Genomic DNA, 22,058 nt, shown 5'->3' with positions numbered 1-22,058 from the left:
CGTGACGACGAACGGAGAACTCTGATGCGCAGACCAGACAGGTCACCGCACGCTCGGGCCCTGGCGGCCCTCCCGCTCCCGATTCCCCCGTCGCCCAAAGGCGACGATCCCCTCGGGAGGAACTGATGGACGCGCGGGTCTCGGGCGCCGTGACGCCTGTCGAGTCCTCCCTGGAGTCGATATTCCGCGAGGAACACGGCCGGCTGCTCGCCTCGCTCGTCCGCCGCTTCGGTGACCTCGACCTGGCCGAGGAGGTCGCCTCCGAGGCCATCGAAGCGGCGCTGGTGCACTGGCCGGTCGACGGCGTTCCGGCCAGACCGGGGGCCTGGCTGCTGACGACGGCACGACGCCGGGCCGTCGACCGGCTGAGGCGGGACCAGGCGTACGCGGCCCGGCTCGCCATCCTGCAGGTGGAGGCGGACCGGGCCGATCCCGCCCCACCCGCGGACGCGAACAAGGATCTGCCCGACGAGCGGCTGCAGCTGTTCTTCACCTGCGCCCACCCGGCCCTTCCCGCCGACGATCGCGCGGCCCTGACCCTGCGTTGCCTCGCCGGCCTCACCACGCCCGAGGTCGCGCGGGCCTTCCTCGTTCCCTCCGCGACGATGGCCCAGCGGATCGTACGGGCGAAGAAGAAGATCCGCGAGGCCCGTATCCCGTTCCGCGTGCCCGGGGCCGACGAGCTGCCGGGGCGCTTGGCGGGGGTGCTCCAGGTCATCTATTCGATCTTCACTGAGGGCTACGCTGCCAGCTCGGGCCCGGACCTGCAGCGGCTCGACCTCGCCGAGGAGGCCATCCGGCTGGTCCGGATCCTGCGCCGGTTGCTGCCCGCCGAGCGGGAGGTCGCCGGGCTGCTCGGGCTGATGCTGCTCATCCACGCGCGACGCGACGCCCGTACCGGACCGGACGGCGCGCTGGTGCTGCTCGACGACCAGGACCGTGGCCGCTGGGACCGCACGATGATCGAGGAGGGCGCTGACCTGGTGGTGGTCGCGCTGACCGGCGGCCCGCCCGGTCCGTACGGGGTGCAGGCCGCGATCGCCGCCCTGCACGACGAGGCGCCGGACGTCGCGAGCACCGACTGGCCGCAGATCGTCGCGCTCTACGACGTGCTGCTCGCTCTCGCGCCGTCCCCGGTCGTCGCGCTGAACCGGGCAGCGGCGATGGCCATGCGCGACGGGCCGGAGGCGGGCCTGGCGCTGCTCGACGCGCTGGCCGGCGAGCCCCGGCTACGCGGATACCACCCCTACCCTGCGGCCAGGGCGGAGCTCCTTCGCCGTCTCGGGCGGCTCCCCGAAGCCGCGGCGGCCTACCGTGAGGCGCTCGCCCTGGCCGGCACCGAGCCCGAACGAGCGCACCTACTGCGCAGGCTGAACGCGACAGACCCCGCCAATCCGAACGGCACGACCGGCACCTGACGCCGGAAGACCTCTGGCCGTACCCTCCTGCCCTCGGTCGGGGGACAAGCCTTTGAGGAAGGTGCTCCCGCAGCTACCGGTTGGTATCGTCACGTTGTGACAGGATCTGTCGAGTTGTTGCGGTCGGTGGGGATGTCCTGTCCCGCCGTCGCGGCGCGTGACGATGACAACCCCGAGTCGTCAGGATCCCCACGATGCTGAAAGCCGGTCGCTCCCAGGAAGAGATCCGCCGGCACAATCTCGGCACTCTGCTCCGGCACGTGCACCTGGGCGGCGCGGTCTCCCGTACGGAGCTGGCCGACCGGATGGGCCTGAACCGCAGCACCATCATGGCGCTGACCGCCGATCTCACCTCGGCCGGCCTGGTGCGCGAGGAACTCCCCAAGGACACCGGCAAGGCGGGCCGGCCGTCGCTGGTGGTCCGGCCGGAGTCCGGCCGGGTGTACGTCCTGGCCTTCGACATCCGCGTGGACCGCCTGGTCGCCGCCAGGGTCGGGCTGGGCGGGGTCATCCTGGACCGCAGGGAGGCGGTACGGCCGCGCGCCGGGGTCGACCTCGACGACGTGGTCGGGGTGCTCGCCGGGTTCGCCCGCCAGATGCACCGCGCGGCGGGGTCGGAGCCGGTGTGCGCCGGAGTCGGCGCGGCCTACTGCGGCATGATCCGGCCCGGCGACGGGATGGTGCGCTTCGGGCCGAACATGGGCTGGGTGGACCAGGCCTTCGGTACCGAGCTCGGCCTCAGGCTGGGGTTCGGGCTGCCGGTGTCGGTCGGCAACGAGGCCCACCTGGGCGCGCTGGCCGAGCACCAGCGCGGGGTGGGCATCGGTTTCCAGAACCTCGTCTACCTGCACGGTGACGTCGGCGTGGGCGGCGGGATCATCGTCGGCGGCAAGCTGCTCGACGGCGATGGCGGGTACGGGTGCGAGCTCGGGCACATGATGGTGAACCCCTACAACGGCAGGCCCTGCGGGTGCGGCTCCCGAGGTTGTCTTGAGGCGGAGGTCGGCGAGCAGGCCCTGCTCGACGCCGCCGGCCGGTCCTCCGAGCTGTCCGGCCGCGACGGCGTACGGGCCGTCGTGGAGGCCGCCGAGCGCGGCGACCTCGCGGCCCAGGACGCGCTGCGCCGCATCGGCGACTGGCTCGGCATCGGGGTGGCGAACCTGATCAACCTGTTCAACCCGGGCCTGGTGATCTTCGGTGGGATGCTCCGTGAGGTCTACCCGGGCTCGGCGGCCCAGGTCCACAGCCGGGTGGAGGCGAACGTGCTGGTGATCTCCCGCGAGAAGGTGCGACTCCGCACCTCGGCTCTCGGAGACGACGCCACCTTGATCGGCGCCGCCGAACTCGCCTTCTCCAAACTGCTGACCAGCCCCCTCGAAGTGCTCGCCGAAATGACGTCACACCCCTCCCTCGACACTCGATCAGAGGACGTCGGTGAGGTTCGGGCGGTGACTAGGTGACGTCGCTTTTGGGGGATGTCCAGGTGTTGCAGGCGCTGGGGCTGGCGGAGTCGTAGCCGCGTTCGAGCCATCTCAGCTGGGTGGAAAGTCGTCCGTGGTCGCGGGTCCACTTGTCCGGGAGCGTTCCCGAGTACCACGAGCGGAACTCCCACCACGCGGGCATCTCGTCGCCCATCGCCTTGAGCGCCACGCCCGCGAAGCACTCGGCCTGGAGTTCGAGCCGTCTGCTCAGGAGGTCCTTCTTGGCCTTCGACCTGGTCGCGGTGTCCTCGTCCCACGCGTAGTCGCTGATGTTCGCCATGTTCTGGAGGTGGTGGCCGTACTCGTGGGCGGTCACCTCCGCCACCCAGGCCGCGCCGCCGGGCTGGAGGTCGGCGCGCTCGACGAGGACGTAGTACATCCTGGAGTCGTCGCAGTAGGTGCCGTCCGCCTCCTTGGAGGGCATGAGCCCGCAGTCGCGGTCCTTCACGCGGTGCCGCACGAACTTGCGTTTGGGCGGGCTGAAGTAGATCCGCGTCCGCTTGAACTCGCGCGCCCAGATCCGGTCCAGGCACGAGGAGACCGCCCCCAGGTAGCGCTTCATGGACGTCCAGCTACCCGTCCTGATCGCGGGGATCGCGCAGTTCGCCTTCGCCCGCGGGGCGGTGTAAAGCCGGCTGTCCACCGCGGCCGTCCGGTCGTACGGGAGCGGCAGTGTCTCCGAGGTCGGCCGCGCCGCCGGGGAGGGGGACGGTGTGGGCGAGACCAGCGGCGTCGCCGACCACCGTGGCACCGACAGGGGGAGCGACCCGGGCTGGGGGTCCGCCGTACAGGCGGCCGTGAAGGCGCACACCAGCAGCAGCGGGAGAAGACGGCGCATGATCGTGGAGCTTGGGCACCGGCTATTACGAAACGGGCATTTATCGTGAAATAACCCATATTCGGGCTCGTCGATATTTATTCCAGGGTGCTCTTCCGGGTGAAATGCCGTTTGACGCCTGCGAATCGGGGATGTGCTGGGTAACGTGGCGTGGTCGAGAAGCGGTCCGCCCCGTGTCGTCGAGGCGCGGACGCCGGTTATAGGTGAACTTTTCCAAGGTGGGAGTTGGGATGACGGCGATCGTGGAAGCACCACAGCCGCTACCTTTCGATGCGGTCTGCCCGCTGATGGGGGTGGAGGAGGAGTACCTGGTCGTGGACCCGGTCACGCGGGAGGTGGCGCCGAGGGCGGCCTCGGTGGTGAAGCGAGCCGGGGCGGAGCTGGGCGACATGGTGAGCGCCGAGATCACCCGGTTCCAGGTGGAGGCCAAGACGGCGCCGTGCGCGTCCGTCTCCGAGCTGGAGGACCAGCTGCGCCGGATGCGGTCGGCGGTGGCCGCCGCGGCCCGCGCGGAGGGGCTCGCCCTGGTCGCCTCCGGCACGCCGGTGCTCGGCGACGTGGTCCCGCCCCCGATCACCGACGATCCCCGGTACGGGGTGGGCATCGCCAACTACCGCGCGCTGCACGACGAGCAGAGCATCTGCGCGGGCCACGTCCACGTACACCTGCCCGACCGTGAGCGGGCCGTGCTGGTGAGCAACCATCTGCGCCCGTGGCTGCCGGTGCTGATCGCGATGATGGCCAACTCGCCGTTCTGGACGGGCCGCGACACCGGGTACGCGAGCTGGCGCACGCTGAGCTGGGGCAAGTGGCCGGTGGCCGGGCCGCCGCCGTACTTCGCCTCGCTGGGCGAGTACGACGAGCTGGTCGGCGCGCTGACCGAGTCGGGGGCCCTGGTGGACCCCGGGACGATCTTCTGGGACATCAGGCCCTCGTCGCGGCTGCCCACGCTGGAGGTCCGGGTGACCGACGTGCCCGCCACCGCCGAGGAGTCCGCGCTGCTCGCGGCCGTGGTGCGCGCCCTGGTGGTGGTGTCGCTGGAGCGGGTGGATCGCGGCGATCCAGGCCCGCCCCTGTCGGCCGAGCGGCTGCGGGTGGCGTACTGGCGGGCGGCGCGCGACGGCCTCGACGGGCACGGCGTCGACCCGGTGTCCGGCGGGCTGCGACCGGCCGGAGACCTGCTCTCGGGGCTGCTGCGGCACGTTCGTCCAGCACTGGAGGAGACCGGCGACCTCGCCATGGTGACCCACCGGCTGGAGCGGCTGCGCGTCGACGGCACCGGGGCGGCGCGCCAGCGCGCCGCCCACGACCGGCGTGGGCGGGTCGCCGACGTGGTCGACCACCTGGTGGAGCACCTGGTCACTCCGAACGGCTCAGCTGGGCGGGCCTGACGCGCTCACGGACGTTCAGGCGGGCGCGTCCGACGGCGCGCCCGGCGCCTGGTCCGGCGCGTCCGACGGGTCGTCCGGCCGTTCTTCCGTGGCGCCGAGGCGGGAGGCCAGGAACGCGCGCAGCGGCCGCACGTGCCTGACCGGGTCGCGCCACTGGGCCAGCAGGTCCTCCAGCAGGTGCCGTTCGCCGACCTGTTCCCGGTGCCGCCAAGCGCGGACGACCGGGTGCAGGAAGGCGCTCTCGTGTGCCCGCTCCGGGGTCGGGTGCCGCTGGATCGCGAACACGTCGCCGTAGTCCTCGCGGCCCCACCGCAGGGTGACGGTGAAGTACAGCGGGTGGCCGGCGAACCGCTCGACCGCGTAGTCCTCGGGCAGGTCCACGTAGTGCAGGATCTGCCCGGCCGCCTCGTCCACGACGTACACGTCGCAGAGGTACTCGAACTGGGTCCACAGCGCCGAGCTGTAGTTGACCCGGTCGAGCATGGTCGCGGTCAGCTGGTCGGGGTCGACCGGCAGGACCTCCTGGCGCAGGGGCGCCTCCTCGTAGCGCTCGGCGAGGAGGGCGGCGAGGGTGCGCAGGTTGTAGCGGAACCCGTCGATGAAGGCGGAGGAGGCGCGCTTGAAGTCACGGGCCTGCATCAGGGTGCCGGCGAAGTAGAGGCCCTCGACGTTCACCGACTGGAAGTCCGGCCGGATGGCCGGCATCCGCCCGTTCGGGGCCAGTTCGGGCATGCAGGTTTCGTCGAACAGGCCGGTGTTCATCGTGAAGCCGGTGCAGCGCAGAACCGTGTCGTATTCGAGGATCGCCTGCTCGCCCTCGGCCAGGGTGTAGGTGATCGCGGCCTTGTAGCGGTCGCCCTCGCGCCAGATCCGGTCGACCTGGCATTCGAGCACGCCGTGCAGGGTCTTGAACCAGTAGCTGTCGAGCAGGGCGCCGTACTGGCCGCGCACGTGGCCGGGGTGCTTGCTCGTCCACGCGAGCCGCACCGGGCTCGGGCTGGCGAGGTGGATGATGGCGGCCTGGCCGAGGATGGCCTGGGCGGTCTCGAACGCCGAGTTGCCCTTCCCGAGGATGAGCACGCGCTTGTCGGTGAAGTCCTCCGCGGACTCCGCGACGTCCTCGTACCCCACCGCCAGCTCGATGCCGGGGATGTCGGGGATGTGCGGGCCGCCCCAGCCGGTGGCCATGATCAGGCATTCGGCGCGGAACACCTCGTCCCCGGCGTGCGCGACGAAGGTCCCGTCGATCTTCTCGATGCGATCGACGGGAGTGGAGAACCGGACGTTGAGCGCGTGTTCCCGCTGGAAGTCGGCGAGGTAGCGCAGCAGGTCGTCCGCGCAGGGGAAGTAGTCCTGCGAGTAACGGGGGAACAGCAGGTCAGGTGAGTCGTTGAGCAGGGAGTTCCAGTCCCAGCGCAGGGCGATCTCCGGGTCCTTCTCGCCGGTGTGCACCTTGTTCAGCGAGATGAGCCTGCGGTGGCGCGGGTAGCGGCGGAAGAAGCCGCCGGGGGAGTCCTCGCGTTCCAGGGTGAGGTAGTCGGCTCCGGCACGCTGCAGGAAGTAGCTGAGCTGCAGCCCGCCGGGGCCGGCACCGATGATCAGGTAACGGTGGACGTGCTCGCCGGGATTCGCCATCAGACCTCACGCTCCGCCTGAGCCGGCCTGCTCAGCGGCCGGGAGGCCGGTGTGCGGTGGCGGGGCGGAGCCGCGGTGCCGGGTGAGCCGGCGGCTGACGCGATCAGGGGCATGAGCACTCCATGGGCCATCGAGGAAGGGGACCGATCGGCGGTCAGGCCGCGGCGGGCGCGCAGCGGCAGTTCATCGACGCCCGCTCCACCGGTGTGGGCTTGCGGTGCAGCCACATGGCCACCACCATGGGCGCGAACACGATCGCGTTGTAGAACAGGTGCAGTTCGACGCGGGGGACCAGCAACTGGATCATGCTGGTCGGCACCGGCCTGCCCAGCAGGTGGTAGCCGGTCAGCGCCTGGAGGAGCAGCAGCAGGTGCTCCAGGTGGTGCCACACCTGGATGCCCAGCGAGATGTTCCACCAGGTGCGGGAGCGGCCGGTGAAGCCCTTGCGGAGCACGATCAGCCCGACGAGCATGACCAGCGCGTAGCCGTAGTGCATCCACTCGGAGGTCACCAGCCAGGGGAACGGCCGTCCGAGCACGCCGCGCGCCTCCGGGACCGGCCAGCCCAGGGCGTAGATCTGGATCGCCTGCGCCACGTGCTCGGCCCAGTGCGCCAGCACGATCACCAGGAAGACGTTCAGCCCTGCCCGGTGGTAGTCGGTGTTCAACGAGGTGAGCAGGTCTGCTCGGGGTGGTAAGGCGCTTGAATGGCTGGCCATGGGTGTGTCCTCCACGGGCGTCGGTCGGGCGTACGCGTTCTGCTCGGCGCTCTTCGGGGGGTGGGGCGGGCGTCGACTGACGTCAGTGGTGTCAGGCCTGGTGTTGTGACTCGGCGAGCAGCCCCAGGTAGCCGAGCGAGACGATCCGTTCGGCCCGCGCCGCGTAGCCGGACGGATCGTCGGGGGCGATGGTCGCCAGGCCGTCGACGTAGCGGTTGTACATGCAGAACGCCGCGGCGATCAGCACGGTGTCGTGGATCTCGGTGTCCGTCGCGCCCGCCGCGCGGGCCTCGTCGACGTCCTTGCCGGTGACGTTCTGCCCGCTCTGCTGGACCGCGCCGGCGATGGTCAGCAGGGCCCGCAGCTTGTCGGACACGGGCGCGCCGTCGAGGTCGGCGCGGACCTGCTCCACCAGCGCCATCCCCTCGGGGAGTTGCGCAGCCGCGTAGGCGGCGTGGGCGGAGAAGCAGTAGCGGCACTGGTTCAGCGCCGACACGTACGCCGCGATCAGCTCCCGCTCGCCGCGGGACAGTGTGCTCTCCTGACAGAGCAGTACCTCCACCAGCTCGTTGAGCGGGCGAGCGGTCTCCGGGCGGAACCGGAACAGACCGCGGATCCCCGGCTCGTCTGACTTGAGGCTGATGTGGGGCATGGTCGATTCCTCACCGGCGCTGAGGGGGCACCTCATACGCAGTCATGGGCGAACAGATCCATCCGACAGACGCTCATGTTCGCTACATGACGCCCCGGCTGTCAACGGGCGGTTTCTCCGGCCTCTTCATTGGGCGTTCCTCGACTTTTCTCAGCGTCGTTACCGGCACGTGACCATACGGTAAGTCTGTCCTTACTCCCTTGTTTGCTCCCACGGCCAGGCGTAGCGTCACCGTCGCCCCCCAAAAGATCCGCACCATCTCCAGGAGGCCGTTCATGTCCGAACATCCCAACGTCAACCCAGCCCGCGAGAGTTACGACGCGATCGCCAAGGGTGACCTGGACTTCATCCGCGACAATCTGCTCACGGAAGACGTGGTATTCCACGTTCCCGGCCAAGGTTCACTCGCGGGCGACCACACCGGCAGGGCCGACGTATTAAGTTATCTCGCGAAGCTCGGAGACCAGACCGGCAGTTCGCTGCGGTACGACCCGGACGCGTTTCTCGCCGACGACGAGCACGTCGCCGTCCTCCTCCGGATCCGCGGAAACCATGATGGCAAGATCCTCGACGAGCGCGGTGTCCACGTGTTCCGCATGGTCGGCGGCAAAATCGCCGAGCGCTGGAGCTTCCCCTACGATTCTTATGTGATCGACGACTTCTTCTCGTAAACAAAACGCGGCACACGTCATTCTCGTGACAAACGCAGGGCCACCCGGCCTCCGCGGACCAAGAGGTCAAAGGTCACGCGGTGGCCGGGTGGCTCGGGCACCTGCGGCCCGGTCATCCCGCCTGGCGCTGTGAATCGGCCAGCACGGCGAGGTATCCGCCGGTCATCTTCGCCCGTGCGGCGTAGACCGCGGGGTCGTCGGGGGCGAAGGTGGAAAGCCCGTCGACGTAGCGGTTGTACATGCAGAACGCCGCGGCGATCAGTACGGTGTCGTGGATCTCGGTGTCCGTCGCGCCGGCCGCGCGAGCCTGTGCCACGTGCTGCTTGGAGACCCGCTTCCCGCCCTGCTGGACGGCGCCGGCGATGGCGAGCAGGGCCCGCAGTTTGTCGGAGACGGGCGCGGTCTCAAGGTCGGCGCAGACCTCCTCCACCAAAGTCATTCCCTCGGGCGCCCTCACTGCCGCGAAGGCCGCGTGGGTGTAGAAGCAGAAACGGCACTGGTTCAGCGCGGACACGTAGGCTGCGATCAGCTCGCGTTCACCGCGGCTCAGCGTGCTCTCTCCGCACAGCAGGACTTCGGAAAGCGCGTTCAAAGGGAGGGCCGTTTCCGGGCGGAACCTGAACAGGCCGCGAATCCCCGGCTCATCGGTGTTCAGCTCGATGTGCGGCGAGGCGGCGCCCTCGTGACCCAGCGGAACGAGCGGGGCACGCTCCGGCCATTCAAGCCCGCACGAGTGGCCATCGGACTCGGCGACGGCCGGCAATTCGACGATTATGTCCCGGTGGGAGGGAAAGGCCACTGCGTTCGTCATTGTCTTGACCCCTTTTACTCGGTTGTCATTCGTTCTCGCACCACCAACTCTGCGCTTTCCTCGACCGGCGGGACAGGGTTCGGCGAGTCAGCAAGCTGCCCGGCCGCTGCCGCTTCCTGCCACGCCCAGCGCTTGACACGTCGTCACGGGGCGCGAGTTCGGAAGGCGACGAAAATCGCATTACAGGTGCGCATTTGAGAAGATGCGGCCGTCGCGGCCCGCGCGGGACCCTCATAGGAGCCTTGTAGAGGGCCGGTTCCGACGTGGAGGTACGACGTGGCGCAGAGCTTGTACCTGAAGGTGATCCGCGGCAACCCGACACCAGAGGAACTGGCGGCGCTCATCACGGTGCTGACCGCCCGTGCCGCCTCCGCCGCCCGCGCCGAAGCGGCCGCCGCCTCCGCGTGGGTCGACGGCGCCCGCTCCGCACGCCGGCCGGCCGCGCCGAGCACCAGTCCCGCCGCCTGGCGCGTCAGCGGATGGGCCGGCTAGGGAGTGTCTTCGAGTCCCGTCTGCTCGGCGCTGTGCGGTGCGCACGCTCCCTAGGGCATTCCGGGAAGGACGGGCTTCGCGGTACCGCGCCGCGCCACGAACACGAACTCTTTGCCCGGCCGGTCGGGTGCGTCGCGTACGTCCTCGACGACGAAGCCGTGCTCGTGCAAGTCCCGCTCGATCTCCGTACGTTCGCGGAAGCGAAGTGTCGATTCCGAGGTCAGTACGTCCTCGTCCGCAGTGAACACATGCGTACCCCGGAAGCTCACCAGCGGCAGGCTCACGTCCCTCAGCTCGGCCCAGGTCTCGATGTGGCCGACGCCCGGGATGTCCGTCATGCGGTACGTGGTCTCGCGCGTCCACTCCGCCCACTCCTCCCGCCCGCGCTCGGCGAGCAGCAGCGCGAACACGCCCGTACCGCACCCGATGTCCAGCACGGACCGCGCGCCGAACTCCTCCGCCATCGCGAGATACGCGTCGAGATCGCTGCGGTCCGGATCGAGTGGGTCGTAGATGGCGGCGAGGCGCGGATGCCCGAGAGTCGCGTCGACCATGGAGACGAACGTATGTGGCCCCGAGCCCGCGCGGCCACTGCCTTCTCGGGTCACGGCGCCAAGCGGGCGTGGCGAAGTGCGCCGCTGATCCCGGCGCCCCTATCGAGCACGGCCGTACCGCAGCGAACCTCGGCCAGGCCTCTCAGGATGGATCTTGCCGGTCTGGCCGCCCCGGGAGCGTCCGAGTCTCACCCGACCATGATCCACTACTTAAGATCAATTGAAGACACGCCCTAGCTAGGGGAACCCCGCCCGAGCCCCATTGAAGCCCCTGCTTACGCGGGGGCTTCTTTCATTCTTCGCAGCGGTAACAAGATTTACTACAGATCATTACATAGCACAGCAATCAGGGAGATGTGCCTCAACGATCGGCATATGACCATGAAATGGTCACGCTGGTGTGAGTAACCGTCATCGGCTGGCGGCGAAAAGACGAGGAGCATTATGCCAACCCTGTTAGGTTCACTGCGCAGGCTCGTGCTGACTCCGTCACTGGCCGACGTCACTTTCAGCGTGCGCGGTTTCCCGTCCACGCCGTCGGCCGCCACGCGCAAACTGGAGGCCATTCCCCAGGCGGTGATCTGTGGTTTCGAATGGGGAATCGACGCGCGTGACCAGTGGGAGGTGGAGCGCCGCCTGAGCATGGTCGACCAGGAGTTGCGCGGATTCGCCTATGAGGGCGCGACGATGGGTTTCACGATCGTGGACGCGATGGGCGGAGGCAGGGGGACCCGCACCCGCGATCTCCTGCTCGGCCCCGGGCAGCCGCACATCTTCCTCACCTACATCGGCATCGGCTTCGCCATGGCGCGGCTTCCCAGGCCGCTGTGGAAGAAGATCATGCCCGACCTGAGCGGCTCGGCGTACTACCCGACCATGAGCTGGCTGGCGGTCGACGGGTACGGCTTCGACCGCGCCTACTTCGACACCCGGCGCTGGGTCGACGAGCAGCGCGTCCCCGCCCCCTACGCGTGGGAAGGCTCTCCCGACTACTTCCTGCGAGCCGTCGACCAGGGCATCGGCCGCGCGCTGTGGTTCATCCACGCCGGGCAGGTCCCCGACATCGCCGCGAGGGTCAAGGGCTTCGCCGCCCACCGGCAGGCGGACCTGTGGAGCGGGGTCGGCCTGGCCGCGACGTTCGCCGGCGGCTCGGTGGCCGAGGGCCTCACCGCGCTGCGCCGCGCCGCAGGCGTCCACCACCCCGAGCTGGCCCAGGGGGTGGTCTTCGCGGCCAAGGCGCGCGACTTCGCGGGCTTCGTGCCCGCGCACACCGAGATGGCCGCCGCGATCCTCGCCGACCTGTCGATGGAGGGCGCCGTGGCGCTCGCCGACAGCACCGCGGTGGAGTCCGGCGGTACCGATTCGGTTCCCGCATATGAATTGTGGCGGCGCGCGATCCGCGCGCATTTCATTTCGTCCGGAGACCGTGTTCCGAGCTGACACGGACGACTTCCGGCGGCGCCGGCGAATTTCACAGGGGGCGGGACCGATTTGGCCGGGCGGTCTGTCTCAGGCTGCCCGGCCAACGGTTCCGGGCTTTTACTGAGCACGTTTGAAGTGGACCCGAAGTAAGCCCATATGTCTACATTTAGGCATACATTACCCCACGGTTAAAGGGATGACCCCCGCGGGGAGGGAGAGGCAATTGGCCAGCACTCTACGGTCATTGAGAAGCCGTATTCTGACACCCAACGTCTCGGAGACCAAGCTCTCGACACGTGGTTTCCACGTGAAGAGCCCGGAGGCCCGTGACCTCTTGGAGAAGGTCGGTGAGATGTTCCTCACCGGTTACGCGTACGCGGCCGAGGCACGTACGCCCGCCGAGGCCGAGGACCGTCTGGAGGAGATCCCGAAGCGGTTCCGCGGCTTCGCCTACGAGGGCGCGGGCATGGGGTTCGCCATCCTCGACGCGACGCCGCTCTCACGCGGCCCGAAGGTCGCCGGCTTCCTCGCGGGGCGGGGCGACGCCCAGATCTACCTGATCTACGTCGGCGTCGGCTGGGCGATGGCGCGGTTGCCGAAGTTCCTGTGGTCCAAGCTCTACCTGCCCGACCCGTTGCTGCGCTACCTGGCGCTCGATGGATACGGCTTCCACCAGGCCTACTTCCGCACCGAGCAGTACGTACACGGGCAGTACCAGGACCCGAGGTTCCCGTGGCCGGCCGACGCCCCGCAGGGGTACGCCAACCGCGTCATCGACCAGGGCATCGGGCGGGCCATGTGGTTCGTCGGAGGCACCGACGTCGACGTGGTCACCACGATGATCCACCGGTTCCCCGAGCACCGGCGAGGCGACCTGTACGCGGGCGCCGGCCTGGCCGCCACCTATGCCTGCGGCGCCGAAGAGGACGAGCTGCGGGAGTTCAGGGACCGGGCGGGCGTGTACCGCCCCCAGCTCGCCCAGGGCTCCGCCTTCGCGGCCGAGGCCCGGGTGAAGCCGGGACTGGTGGTGCCCGCCACAGAGATCGCGACCCAGGTGTTCTGCGGCGTGACGCCGGAGCAGGCGGCGCGGATCAGCAACGAATCGCGCCCCGACCAGCAGATCCAGGGCGATGTGCCGGCCTATGAAGTGTGGCGCCGGCGGATTGCCGACCAATTTGTCTCTCTTGGAGGTGTTAGCCCGTGACTGCGACCCTTGGATGGCTGCGCAGGCAGCTCCCGGGAATCGTCGCTCTCGTGCTGGTCACGAGCGTCTTCTTGATCGCCCGTCTGCCTTCGTACTCCGCGGCCGAGACCTCGGCCATCGCGAGCAAGTTCTCGTTCAAGCCGTTGTCGATCGCGCTGCCCAGTGGATACACCGAGCGGACGATCCGCAAGGTGAACCAGGACTACAAGCACATCGACGCCTGGATCTCCTCGGTCGGTGCGGCCATCGCGATGAACGACCTCGACGGCGACGGGCTGTCCAACGACCTGTGCCTCGTCGACACACGTATCGACCAGGCCGTCGTGACGCCGACCCCGGGTGCCCGCTCTGAACGGTATGCGCCGTTTGCCCTGAACCCGGGCTCGCTGCCGATGAACGACCACATGGCTCCCATGGGCTGCGTCCCCGGTGACTACAACGAGGACGGCCGCCTTGACCTGCTGGTCTACATGTGGGGCCGCACGCCCATCGTCTACCTCGCGAAGCCGAACGCGACCAAGCTGAGCGCCGACGCCTACCTGCCGACCGAGCTGGTGCCCGGCGCGAACTCCACCAACGGCGAGTACACCGGCCCGCAGTGGAACACCAACGCCGCCACCGTCGCCGACTTCGACGGTGACGGCCACGACGACATCTTCATCGGCAACTACTTCGCCGACAGCCCGGTCCTGGACTCCACCGTGGCCGGCGGCGTCCACATGAACCACTCGATGTCCGACGGCCACAACGGCGGCGAGGACTACTTCTTCCGCTGGACCGGTTCGACCAAGGGCGACCGGCCCACGGTCACCTACGAGTGCCTGGACAACGTCCTGTCCAAGGAGGCCTCGAAGGGCTGGGAGCTCGGAGCCGCCGCGGCCGACCTGGACGGCGACCAGCTCCCCGAGCTGTACCTGGCCAACGACTTCGGCCCGGACCGGATGTTCTACAACCAGTCCACGCCGGGGCACATCAAGCTCTCGCCCATCGAGGGCGTCCGCACGGCCCTGATCCCCAAGTCCAAGACCGTCGGCCACGACTCCTTCAAGGGCATGGGCGTGGACTTCGGCGACCTCAACCACGACGGCATCTTCGACATGTTCGTCAGCAACATCACGACGTCGTGGGGCATCGAGGAGAGCAACCTCCAGTTCATGTCCACGTCGAAGAACCAGGCCGAACTGCGCGCCAAGCTGCGCGCCGGCGAGGCGCCGTGGGTGGACGAGAGCGCCCCCTCCGGCACGGCGTGGTCCGGCTGGGGCTGGGACGTCAAGATGGAGGACTTCAACAACGCCGGTGAGCTTTCGATCGCCCAGGCGACCGGGTTCGTCAAGGGCCAGATCGACCGCTGGCCGCAACTGCAGGAGCTGGCCACGGCCAACGACCAGTTGCTGCAGAACCCCTTCTGGTGGCCCAACGCGGAGGCCGGCGACGACATCGGCGGAAACCAGACGCTGCACTTCTTCGCCAAGGGCCCGACGGGCCGCTACGTCGACCTCGCCCCCCAGCTCGGCCTCGCCATCCCGGTGCCCACGCGCGGCATCGCCACCGGCGACTCCGACGGGGACGGCCTCGTGGACTTCGCCGTCGCCCGGCAGTGGGGCGAGCCGGTCTTCTACCAGAACCAGAGCTCCTCGGCCGGCTCGTACATCGGGCTGCGGCTCACCCGCGACGATGCCCCGGTCGCCGGGACGCTTCCCGCGCCGGGCTCACCGGCCACCGGAGCGCAGGTCACGGTGAAGACGGCGGACGGCCGCTCGTTCATCGGCCGCGTCGACGGCAGCAGCGGCCACTCCGGCAGGCGCTCGACCGACGTCCACATCGGACTGGGCCAGAACGTCACCGGGCCGGTGCAGGTGCACATCCGCTGGCGTGACCGCACCGGACAGGTGCATGACCAGGATCTTCAGCTGACCACGGGCTGGCACTGCCTCGTGCTCGGCCAGCAGGCCAAGGAGAAGTGATCGACATGGCTGAAACGAAGGCCCCCGCTGAAACGAAGGCCGCCGCGCCGCCGCGTCACGACCCCAAGGTGATCATCGCACTGCGCAACTTCGCGATCTCGATCTCCGTCTTCAACATCTTCGGATACACCGTCCTCGGGTTCGAGCAGCCCTGGCTGTGGCCGTTCTTCGCCCTCGCCACCGGCTACGCGACCGAGATCGGGCTTGAGTACATCGGAGCCAAGGTCGAGAAGCGCGCGCCGCGCTACACGGGCCTGGGGTTCCGCGGCCTGGTGCAGTTCCTGTATCCAGCGCACATCACCTCGCTCGCGATGAACATGCTGATCTACGTCAACGACCAGATCCTGGTGCTGCTCTTCGGAGTCGTGGTCGCGGTCGGCGCCAAGTGGGTGCTCCGAGCGCCGGTCAAGGGCCGCATGCGGCACTTCATGAACCCGTCGAACTTCGGCATCGCGGTCATCCTGCTGCTCCTGCCCTGGGCCAGCATCGCACCGCCGTACCACTTCACCGAGCACACCGACACCTGGTTCGACTGGATCATCCCCGGGATCATCATCCTCGGCGGCACGATGCTGAACGGCAAGCTCACGAACCGCATGCCGCTGATCCTCGGCTGGGTGGGCGTCTTCGCCCTCCAGGCCATCGTGCGCGGCATCTTCTTCGGAACGTCGATACCCGCGGCACTCGGGATGATGACCGGCGTCGCGTTCGTGCTCTTCAGCAACTACATGGTCACCGACCCGGGCACCAGCCCGTCCAAGCCGGCCTCCCAGGTCGCCTTCGGCGGTGGCATCGCCCTGCTGTACGGCCTGCTGACCGCGGTGCACATCTCCTACGCGCTCTTCTTCGCCACGGCCGGCGTCTGCGCCATCCGCGGCGGCTTCTTCTGGGCGCTGCACTTCGTCAACAAGGCACGCGAGCAGCGTGAGGCCGAGGCGCGCAAGGGCGCCTCCGAGGTTCCCGTAGAGAGGGTCCCGACCGCAGGGAAAGAGGTCGCGACCGTATGACCAGGATCGCGATCGTCGGCATGGCGTGCCGGTACCCGGACGCCACCTCGCCGAGAGAGCTGTGGGAAAACGCTCTCGCCGGTCGCCGCGCCTTCCGGAGACTGCCCGACGTGCGCATGCGCCTAGAGGACTACTGGAACGCCGACCCGGCGCACCCGGACACCTTCTACGCGCGCACCGCGGCGGTCATCGAGGGCTACGAGTTCGACCGCGTCGGTTACAAGATCGGCGGCTCCACGTACCGCTCCACCGACCTCACCCACTGGCTCGCGCTCGACATGGCGGGCCTCGCCCTGGCCGACGCGGGCTTCCCCGGCGCCGAGGGCCTGCCCAAGGAACGCACGGGCGTGGTCGTGGGCAACACCCTTACCGGGGAGTTCACCCGCGCGAACGTCATGCGCCTGCGCTGGCCGTACGTGCGCCGCACCGTGGCCGCGCAGCTCAAGGAGCAGGGCTGGGACGACGACCGGCTGGCCACGTTCCTCGCCGACCTGGAGGTCACCTACAAGAGCCCATTCCCCTCGATCGACGAGGACACCCTGGCCGGTGGCCTGTCCAACACGATCGCCGGGCGCATCTGCAACTACTTCGACCTCAACGGCGGCGGCTACACCGTCGACGGCGCCTGCTCCTCGTCGCTGCTGTCGGTGACGACGGGGTGCAAGGCGCTGATCGACAACGAGATCGACGTGGCCATCGTCGGCGGCGTCGACCTCTCGATCGACCCGTTCGAGATCGTGGGCTTCGCCAAGACCGGAGCCCTGGCCAAGAACGAGATGCGCCTGTACGACCGGCACTCCAACGGCTTCTGGCCGGGCGAGGGCTGCGGCATGATCGTGCTGATGCGCGAGGAGGAGGCCGTCAAGGCCCGTCACCGCATCTACGCGACCATCGCCGGGTGGGGCATCTCCTCCGACGGCAAGGGCGGCATCACCCGGCCCGAGGTCAGCGGCTACAAGCTCGCGATGCGGCGGGCCTACGAGCGCGCCGGCTTCGGCGTCGAGACCGTGGAGCTGTTCGAGGGCCACGGCACCGGCACCCCCGTCGGGGACGCCACCGAGCTCACGGCGCTGTCGGAGGCACGGGCCGAGGCCGACCCGGACGCCACGCGCGCGGCGGTCAGCTCCATCAAGGGGATGATCGGGCACGCCAAGGCCGCGGCGGGCGTCGCGGGCCTGATCAAGGCCGCCATGGCGGTGCACGAGCAGGTGCTTCCGCCGGCCATCGGCTGCGTCGACCCGCACGACGTCCTGACCGCCGAGTCGGCGAAGCTGCGCGTCCTTCGCAAGGCCGAGCCCTGGCCGGCCGGGGCGCCCGTACGCGCCGGAATCACGGCCATGGGCTTCGGCGGCATCAACACCCACGTCGTGCTGGAGAACTCCGGGCCCCGCAAGCGCGCGCCGCTCTCGACGCGCACCAAGAGCCTGGCCTCCTCCTTGCAGGACGCGGAACTGCTCCTCGCCGACGCGGCCTCGCCGCAGGCGCTTCGCGAGCGGGTCGCCGAGCTGGCGGACTTCGTCATCAAGGTGTCCTACGGCCAGCTCGCCGACCTCGCGGCCACACTTCAGCGCGACCTGCGCGAACTGCCGTACCGGGCCGCCGTCGTGGTGTCCTCGCCCGAGGACGCCGAGCGGCAGCTCCAGCGGGTGCTGACCGCGCTCGACGCGGGCGAGACCAGCCTGTTCGCCCCCGACGGCCGGGCCTTCTTCGGCCAGGCCGACGGGCCGGGCCGGGTCGGCTTCCTGTTCCCCGGGCAGGGCTCGGGCCGCGGCACCAGCGGCGGCGCGTTGCGCCGGCGCTTCGCCGAGGCCGAGGAGATCTACCTCAAGGCGAACCTGCCCACCACCGGCGACATGGTCGCCACGGCGGTCGCCCAGCCGCGCATCGTGACCGGCTCCATGGCCGGCCTGCGCGCGCTGGCCGCGATCGGCGTGGAGGCGGACGTCGCGGTCGGGCACAGCCTGGGCGAGATCTCCGCCCTGCACTGGGCCGGCGCGATGGACGAGGAGACCCTGCTGAGGGTCGCGGCCGTCCGCGGAAAGGCCATGACCGAGCACAGCGCCTCGGGCACCATGGCCAGCGTCCGCGCCACACCCGACACGGTGACCGAGCTGGCGGGCGAGCTGCCCGTCGTCATCGCCGGGTACAACGGGCCGGAGCAGACCGTCGTCGCCGGACCGGTCGACGCGATCGAGGAGTTCGGCCGCAAGGCCGCCGGCGCGGGCCTGAAATGGACCAAGCTGCCGGTGTCGCACGCCTTCCACTCCCCGCTCGTCGCACCGGCGGCCGAGGAGTTCGGCGAGCACCTGGCCGGGGAGGACTTCGGGCCGGTCGACCGGCCGATCGTCTCCACCGTGAGCGGGGTGACGCTCACTCCGGACACCGACATCCCGGCGCTGCTGCGCAGGCAGATCACCGATCCGGTCCTGTTCACCCAGGCCGTGGAGGCCGCCGCCAAGGACATGGACCTCCTCGTCGAGGTCGGTCCCGGTCGCGTGCTCAGCGGGCTGGCGGCGTCCGTCACCGACGTCCCGGCCGTCGCGCTGGACACCGACGACGAGTCGCTGACCGGACTGCTCCGGGTGGCCGGCGCGGCCTACGTCGCCGGCGTCCCGATCGTCCACGAGGAGCTCTTCCACGGCCGGCTGGTCAGGCCCCTCGCGGTCGGCACCGAGTTCACCTATTTCCAGAGCCCCGTCGAGAAGGCGCCGCAGATCCAGATCAGCGGCACCGTCCGCCGGGCCGAGGAGCCCCTGAAGGCCGCCCCCGCCGTCGCCTCCGGCGCGGCGCCGGCCGAGGGGGACGCCGCGGAGTCGAGCATCGACCTGCTGCGCCGCCTCGCGGCCGAGCGGGCCGAGCTGCCGCTGGAGATGGTCAGCGAGGACAGCAGGCCGCTGGACGAGCTGCACCTCAGCTCGGTCACGGTGATGCACATCATCGACCAGGCCACCCAGAAGCTGGGCGTGCCCGCCTCCCAGGCGCCGACCAACCTCGCGACGGCGAGCCTTCGCGAACTGTCCGAGGCGCTCGACGCGCTGGCGGCCAACGCCGGTTCCGCCACGGCCGCCCCGGCGACGCTGGTGGCCGGGGCCGCGTCCTGGGCACGGCCCTTCTCCGTCGACCTGGACGAACTGCGCCTCCCCGCGCGGACCTCGCCCCAGGAGAACGGCCAGTGGCAGCTCTACGCGGCCGGGGACTCCCCGCTCGCCGGGCCGCTGCGGCAGGCGCTCGAAAGCGGCAAGGTCGGTTCCGGTGTCCTGGTCGTCCTCCCGCGGGACTGCGCCGAGGAGCACCTGGAGCAGGCGCTGCTGGGCGCGAAGGCGGCCATCGCCGGCCCGTCCGGCACGCGGTTCGTCGTGGTGCAGCACGACCGCGGCGCCGCGGGTCTGGCCAAGACGCTCCAGCTTGAGGCCCCTCACCTGCGCACCACCATCGTCCACGTGCCCGCGGCCCCCGAGGCCGTCTCCTGGGTCGTGGCCGAGGTGGCGTCGACCACCAGGTTCGCCGAGGCGTTCTACGACGCCGATGGCGTGCGCCGGGTGCCGACGATGCGCGCCATGCCGGTGAGGTCCGCCCGTACGGAGCAGCCGCTGGACGGCGGCGACGTGCTGCTGGTCACCGGTGGCGGCAAGGGCATCACCGCCGAGTGCGCTCTGGCGGTGGCGACCGACACCGGCGCCAAGCTGGCGGTGCTGGGCCGTTCCGACCCGGCCGCCGACCAGGAGCTGGCCGACAACCTCCGCAGGATGGCCGAGTCCGGCGTGACGGTCCGCTACGCCCGGGCCGACGTCACCGACGCGGGCGCGGTCCGGCGCGGCATCGCCGAACTGGAGGCGGAGCTCGGATCCGTCACCGCCGTGCTGCACGGCGCGGGGCGCAACGAGCCCGGAGGCCTGTCGACCCTCGACATGGCCGCCTTCCGGCGCACCTTCGCCCCGAAGGTCGACGGCCTGCGCAACGTGCTCGACGCCGTCGACCCGGCACGGCTCCGCCTGCTGGTGTCCTTCGGCAGCATCATCGGCCGCGCCGGCCTGCATGGCGAGGCCCACTACTCCACGGCCAACGACTGGCTGGCGGAGCTCACCCGCGAGGTGGGCGAGCGGCACCCGCGGTGCCGCGCGATCTGCATGGAGTGGTCGGTCTGGTCCGACGTCGGCATGGGCGAGCGGCTCTCGGTCGTCGAGGGCCTCGCGGCCAAGGGCATCGCGCCGATCTCCCCCGAGCAGGGGGTGCAGATCATGCGGCGGCTGGTCGCCGACCCCGACGTCCCCACCGTCGTGGTGATCAGCGGGCGCACCGAGGGCATCGACACCGTCCGCTACGACCTGCCGTCGCTTCCGCTGCTGCGATTCGTCGACAAGCCGCTGATCCGCTACCACGGGGTCGAGCTCGTCACCGAGGCCGAGATGAACGCCGGCACCGACCTCTACCTGGCCGACCACCTCCTGGACGGCAACCTGCTGTTCCCCGCCGTGTTCGGCATGGAGGCCATGACGCAGGTGGCCTCGGCCACCATCGGGCGCGAAGCGGTCCCGGTGATCGAGAACGCCGAATTCCTGCGGCCGATCATCGTGCCGCCGGAGGGCAGCACCACGATCCGGATCGCCGCCACCGTCACGGAGGACGACGACACGGTCGAGGTCGCCATCCGCAGCGCGGAGACCGGCTTCGAGGTGGACCACTTCCGCGCGCGGCTGCGGTTCACCGGCGAGGCGGCGCCGGAGGGCCCGCCGAGCCAGATCGGCGAGGGCCTGCCGGTCGTCCCGCTGGACCCGGCCACCGAGCTGTACGGCGACGTGCTGTTCCAGGGCGGGCGGTTCCACCGCCTGCGCCGCTACCACAGGGCCGCCGCACGGCACGTGGACGCCGACGTGGCCGCGATCTCGGCCAGGGACTGGTTCGCCGGCTTCCTGTCCGGGGAGCTGCTCCTCGGCGACCCGGGCATGCGCGACGCGCTGATGCACGGCAACCAGGTCTGCGTGCCGGACGCCACGTTGCTGCCGGTCGGGATCGACCGGATCCACCCCGGCGGCGCCGCGCTGGCGGCGGCGGGCGAGCTGCGCTACTGCGCCACCGAGCGGGAACGCGTCGGTGACACCTACATCTACGACATCGCGGTGCGCACACCGGCCGGCGAGGTCGTCGAAAGGTGGGAAGGCCTGCGCCTGCAGGCGGTGCGCAAGAAGGACGGGCGCGGCCCGTGGGTGACCCCGCTCCTCGGGTCCTACCTTGAGCGCACGCTGGAGGACCTGGTCGGCGCGCGGGTCGCGGTCGCGGTCGAGCCGCACACTCCGGACGGCCCGGACGGCGACGCCGAGCGTCAGGCCCGTACGGCCGTGGTGGCCGGGCGCGCGCTCGGCCGGCGGGTCGAGGTCCGGCACCTTCCCGGCGGAGGGCTGGAGATCGACGGCGGCACGACGGTCTCGGCGTCCCACGGGGCGGGCGTGACCCTGTGCGTCGCCGCCGAGGGCACGCTGGGCTCCGGCGTCGCGCCGGTGACCGAGCGGCCCGAGGCCGAGTGGCTGGAGCTGCTCGGAGCGCACGCGCCGCTGGCCGGGCTGGTCTCCGCGGAGACCGGTGAGGGGCTCGGCACCGCGGCGACGCGCGTGCTGACCGCCGTCGAGTGCCTGCGCGGCGCCGGCCTCCCGCTGGACGCGCCCCTGACCCTCGCCCCGGCGGGACGGGACGCGTGGGCGGTCTTCGCGTCGGGCGGTGCGCGCGTCTCGACGCTCGCCACGACGCTCCGGGACGCCCAGTCCCCAGTCGTGTTCGCAGTCCTCACGGAAGGGCGGTCGTAGGC

Annotated in this window: 16 protein-coding genes; 10 read left to right on the top strand and 6 right to left on the bottom strand. The window is 70.2% G+C overall.

The genetic code is table 11. The features are described from left to right. Window positions 1-125: 125 nt before the first annotated feature. The gene (locus tag AB0B89_RS06005) at window positions 126-1,418 is read left to right on the top strand and encodes a sigma-70 family RNA polymerase sigma factor (RefSeq protein ID WP_358548789.1); all 1,293 of its coding nucleotides are present in this window, start codon (window positions 126-128) and stop codon (window positions 1,416-1,418) included. 194 nt (window positions 1,419-1,612) lie between these two features. Next, window positions 1,613-2,878 (top strand): ROK family transcriptional regulator, encoded by a 1,266-nt coding sequence (locus AB0B89_RS06000; RefSeq protein ID WP_358548787.1) that lies wholly within the window; start codon window positions 1,613-1,615, stop codon window positions 2,876-2,878. Here the strand turns inward: AB0B89_RS06000 and AB0B89_RS05995 are convergent. Continuing rightward, window positions 2,871-3,737: a neutral zinc metallopeptidase gene (locus AB0B89_RS05995; protein WP_358548784.1), complete on the bottom strand. Its 867-nt coding sequence runs from the start codon at window positions 3,735-3,737 to the stop codon at window positions 2,871-2,873. The two genes, AB0B89_RS06000 and AB0B89_RS05995, sit on opposite strands and share 8 nt — an antisense overlap. 230 nt (window positions 3,738-3,967) lie before the next feature. Between AB0B89_RS05995 and AB0B89_RS05990 the strand changes: the two genes are divergently transcribed. Next, window positions 3,968-5,128 carry a glutamate--cysteine ligase gene (locus tag AB0B89_RS05990; protein WP_358548782.1) on the top strand — a complete coding sequence of 387 codons (1,161 nt, stop codon included), beginning with the start codon at window positions 3,968-3,970 and terminating at the stop codon, window positions 5,126-5,128. 15 nt (window positions 5,129-5,143) lie between these two features. On the opposite strand, the gene AB0B89_RS05985 is transcribed toward AB0B89_RS05990, so the two are convergent. From AB0B89_RS05985 to AB0B89_RS05975, 3 genes are all read right to left on the bottom strand, one after another. Beyond that, entirely contained in the window at window positions 5,144-6,763 is a 1,620-nt protein-coding gene (locus tag AB0B89_RS05985; RefSeq protein WP_358548779.1) for an NAD(P)-binding domain-containing protein, read from the bottom strand. A gap of 154 nt (window positions 6,764-6,917) precedes the next feature. Further along, the gene (locus AB0B89_RS05980) at window positions 6,918-7,481 is read right to left on the bottom strand and encodes a hypothetical protein (protein WP_358548776.1); all 564 of its coding nucleotides are present in this window, start codon (window positions 7,479-7,481) and stop codon (window positions 6,918-6,920) included. 91 nt (window positions 7,482-7,572) lie between these two features. After that, the gene (locus AB0B89_RS05975) at window positions 7,573-8,133 is read right to left on the bottom strand and encodes a peroxidase-related enzyme (RefSeq protein ID WP_358548773.1); all 561 of its coding nucleotides are present in this window, start codon (window positions 8,131-8,133) and stop codon (window positions 7,573-7,575) included. Between the two features lie 275 nt (window positions 8,134-8,408). On the opposite strand from AB0B89_RS05975, the gene AB0B89_RS05970 reads away from it, so the two are divergent. Then, a complete protein-coding gene (locus AB0B89_RS05970; protein WP_358548770.1) occupies window positions 8,409-8,804 on the top strand; it encodes a nuclear transport factor 2 family protein in 396 nt (131 codons plus the stop codon). Between the two features lie 112 nt (window positions 8,805-8,916). On the opposite strand, the gene AB0B89_RS05965 is transcribed toward AB0B89_RS05970, so the two are convergent. Then, on the bottom strand, window positions 8,917-9,615 hold the full coding sequence (locus tag AB0B89_RS05965; protein WP_358548768.1) for a peroxidase-related enzyme: 699 nt from the start codon (window positions 9,613-9,615) through the stop codon (window positions 8,917-8,919). Window positions 9,616-9,891: 276 nt separating this feature from the next. Here AB0B89_RS05965 and AB0B89_RS05960 point away from each other — a divergent pair, with 276 nt between their 5' ends. Beyond that, entirely contained in the window at window positions 9,892-10,107 is a 216-nt protein-coding gene (locus AB0B89_RS05960) for an acyl-CoA carboxylase subunit epsilon (RefSeq protein WP_358548765.1), read from the top strand. A 50-nt stretch (window positions 10,108-10,157) separates the two neighbouring features. Here the strand turns inward: AB0B89_RS05960 and AB0B89_RS05955 are convergent, their stop codons facing one another. Beyond that, window positions 10,158-10,661 (bottom strand): class I SAM-dependent methyltransferase, encoded by a 504-nt coding sequence (locus AB0B89_RS05955; protein WP_358548763.1) that lies wholly within the window; start codon window positions 10,659-10,661, stop codon window positions 10,158-10,160. A 444-nt stretch (window positions 10,662-11,105) separates the two neighbouring features. Between AB0B89_RS05955 and AB0B89_RS05950 the strand changes: the two genes are divergently transcribed. The 5 genes from AB0B89_RS05950 (at window position 11,106) to AB0B89_RS05930 (ending at window position 22,056) form a co-directional block, all read left to right on the top strand. Then, complete coding sequence (locus AB0B89_RS05950; protein WP_358548760.1) at window positions 11,106-12,101, top strand: DUF1702 family protein; 996 nt, start codon at window positions 11,106-11,108, stop codon at window positions 12,099-12,101. Window positions 12,102-12,327: 226 nt separating this feature from the next. Next, the gene (locus tag AB0B89_RS05945; RefSeq protein ID WP_358548757.1) at window positions 12,328-13,287 is read left to right on the top strand and encodes a DUF1702 family protein; all 960 of its coding nucleotides are present in this window, start codon (window positions 12,328-12,330) and stop codon (window positions 13,285-13,287) included. Next, a complete protein-coding gene (locus AB0B89_RS05940; RefSeq protein WP_358548754.1) occupies window positions 13,284-15,251 on the top strand; it encodes a CRTAC1 family protein in 1,968 nt (655 codons plus the stop codon). Before AB0B89_RS05945 ends, AB0B89_RS05940 begins: the two co-directional genes overlap by 4 nt. Before the next feature lie 5 nt (window positions 15,252-15,256). Further along, on the top strand, window positions 15,257-16,258 hold the full coding sequence (locus AB0B89_RS05935) for an enediyne biosynthesis protein (protein WP_358548752.1): 1,002 nt from the start codon (window positions 15,257-15,259) through the stop codon (window positions 16,256-16,258). Then, complete coding sequence (locus AB0B89_RS05930; protein WP_358548749.1) at window positions 16,255-22,056, top strand: type I polyketide synthase; 5,802 nt, start codon at window positions 16,255-16,257, stop codon at window positions 22,054-22,056. Before AB0B89_RS05935 ends, AB0B89_RS05930 begins: the two co-directional genes overlap by 4 nt. The last annotated feature ends 2 nt before the right edge of the window (window positions 22,057-22,058 follow it).

The organism is Sphaerisporangium sp. NPDC049002 (assembly GCF_040649355.1).
GTDB lineage: Bacteria > Actinomycetota > Actinomycetes > Streptosporangiales > Streptosporangiaceae > Sphaerisporangium.
The sequence above is the reverse complement of the archived record's forward strand: the minus strand, read 5'-3'. Positions and strand labels throughout refer to the sequence as shown.

Excerpts from the sequence above, each read along its gene's own strand:
- AB0B89_RS05995 (WP_358548784.1), bottom strand. The coding sequence starts at position 3,737 with ATGCGCCGTCTTCTCCCGCTGCTGCTGGTGTGCGCCTTCACGGCCGCC.
- AB0B89_RS05930 (WP_358548749.1), top strand. The coding sequence starts at position 16,255 with ATGACCAGGATCGCGATCGTCGGCATGGCGTGCCGGTACCCGGACGCC.
- AB0B89_RS05985 (WP_358548779.1), bottom strand. The coding sequence starts at position 6,763 with ATGGCGAATCCCGGCGAGCACGTCCACCGTTACCTGATCATCGGTGCC.
- AB0B89_RS06005 (WP_358548789.1), top strand. The coding sequence starts at position 126 with ATGGACGCGCGGGTCTCGGGCGCCGTGACGCCTGTCGAGTCCTCCCTG.
- AB0B89_RS05975 (WP_358548773.1), bottom strand. The coding sequence starts at position 8,133 with ATGCCCCACATCAGCCTCAAGTCAGACGAGCCGGGGATCCGCGGTCTG.
- AB0B89_RS05950 (WP_358548760.1), top strand. The coding sequence starts at position 11,106 with ATGCCAACCCTGTTAGGTTCACTGCGCAGGCTCGTGCTGACTCCGTCA.
- AB0B89_RS05990 (WP_358548782.1), top strand. The coding sequence starts at position 3,968 with ATGACGGCGATCGTGGAAGCACCACAGCCGCTACCTTTCGATGCGGTC.
- AB0B89_RS05955 (WP_358548763.1), bottom strand. The coding sequence starts at position 10,661 with ATGGTCGACGCGACTCTCGGGCATCCGCGCCTCGCCGCCATCTACGAC.
- AB0B89_RS05970 (WP_358548770.1), top strand. The coding sequence starts at position 8,409 with ATGTCCGAACATCCCAACGTCAACCCAGCCCGCGAGAGTTACGACGCG.
- AB0B89_RS05980 (WP_358548776.1), bottom strand. The coding sequence starts at position 7,481 with ATGGCCAGCCATTCAAGCGCCTTACCACCCCGAGCAGACCTGCTCACC.
- AB0B89_RS05935 (WP_358548752.1), top strand. The coding sequence starts at position 15,257 with ATGGCTGAAACGAAGGCCCCCGCTGAAACGAAGGCCGCCGCGCCGCCG.
- AB0B89_RS05965 (WP_358548768.1), bottom strand. The coding sequence starts at position 9,615 with ATGACGAACGCAGTGGCCTTTCCCTCCCACCGGGACATAATCGTCGAA.
- AB0B89_RS06000 (WP_358548787.1), top strand. The coding sequence starts at position 1,613 with ATGCTGAAAGCCGGTCGCTCCCAGGAAGAGATCCGCCGGCACAATCTC.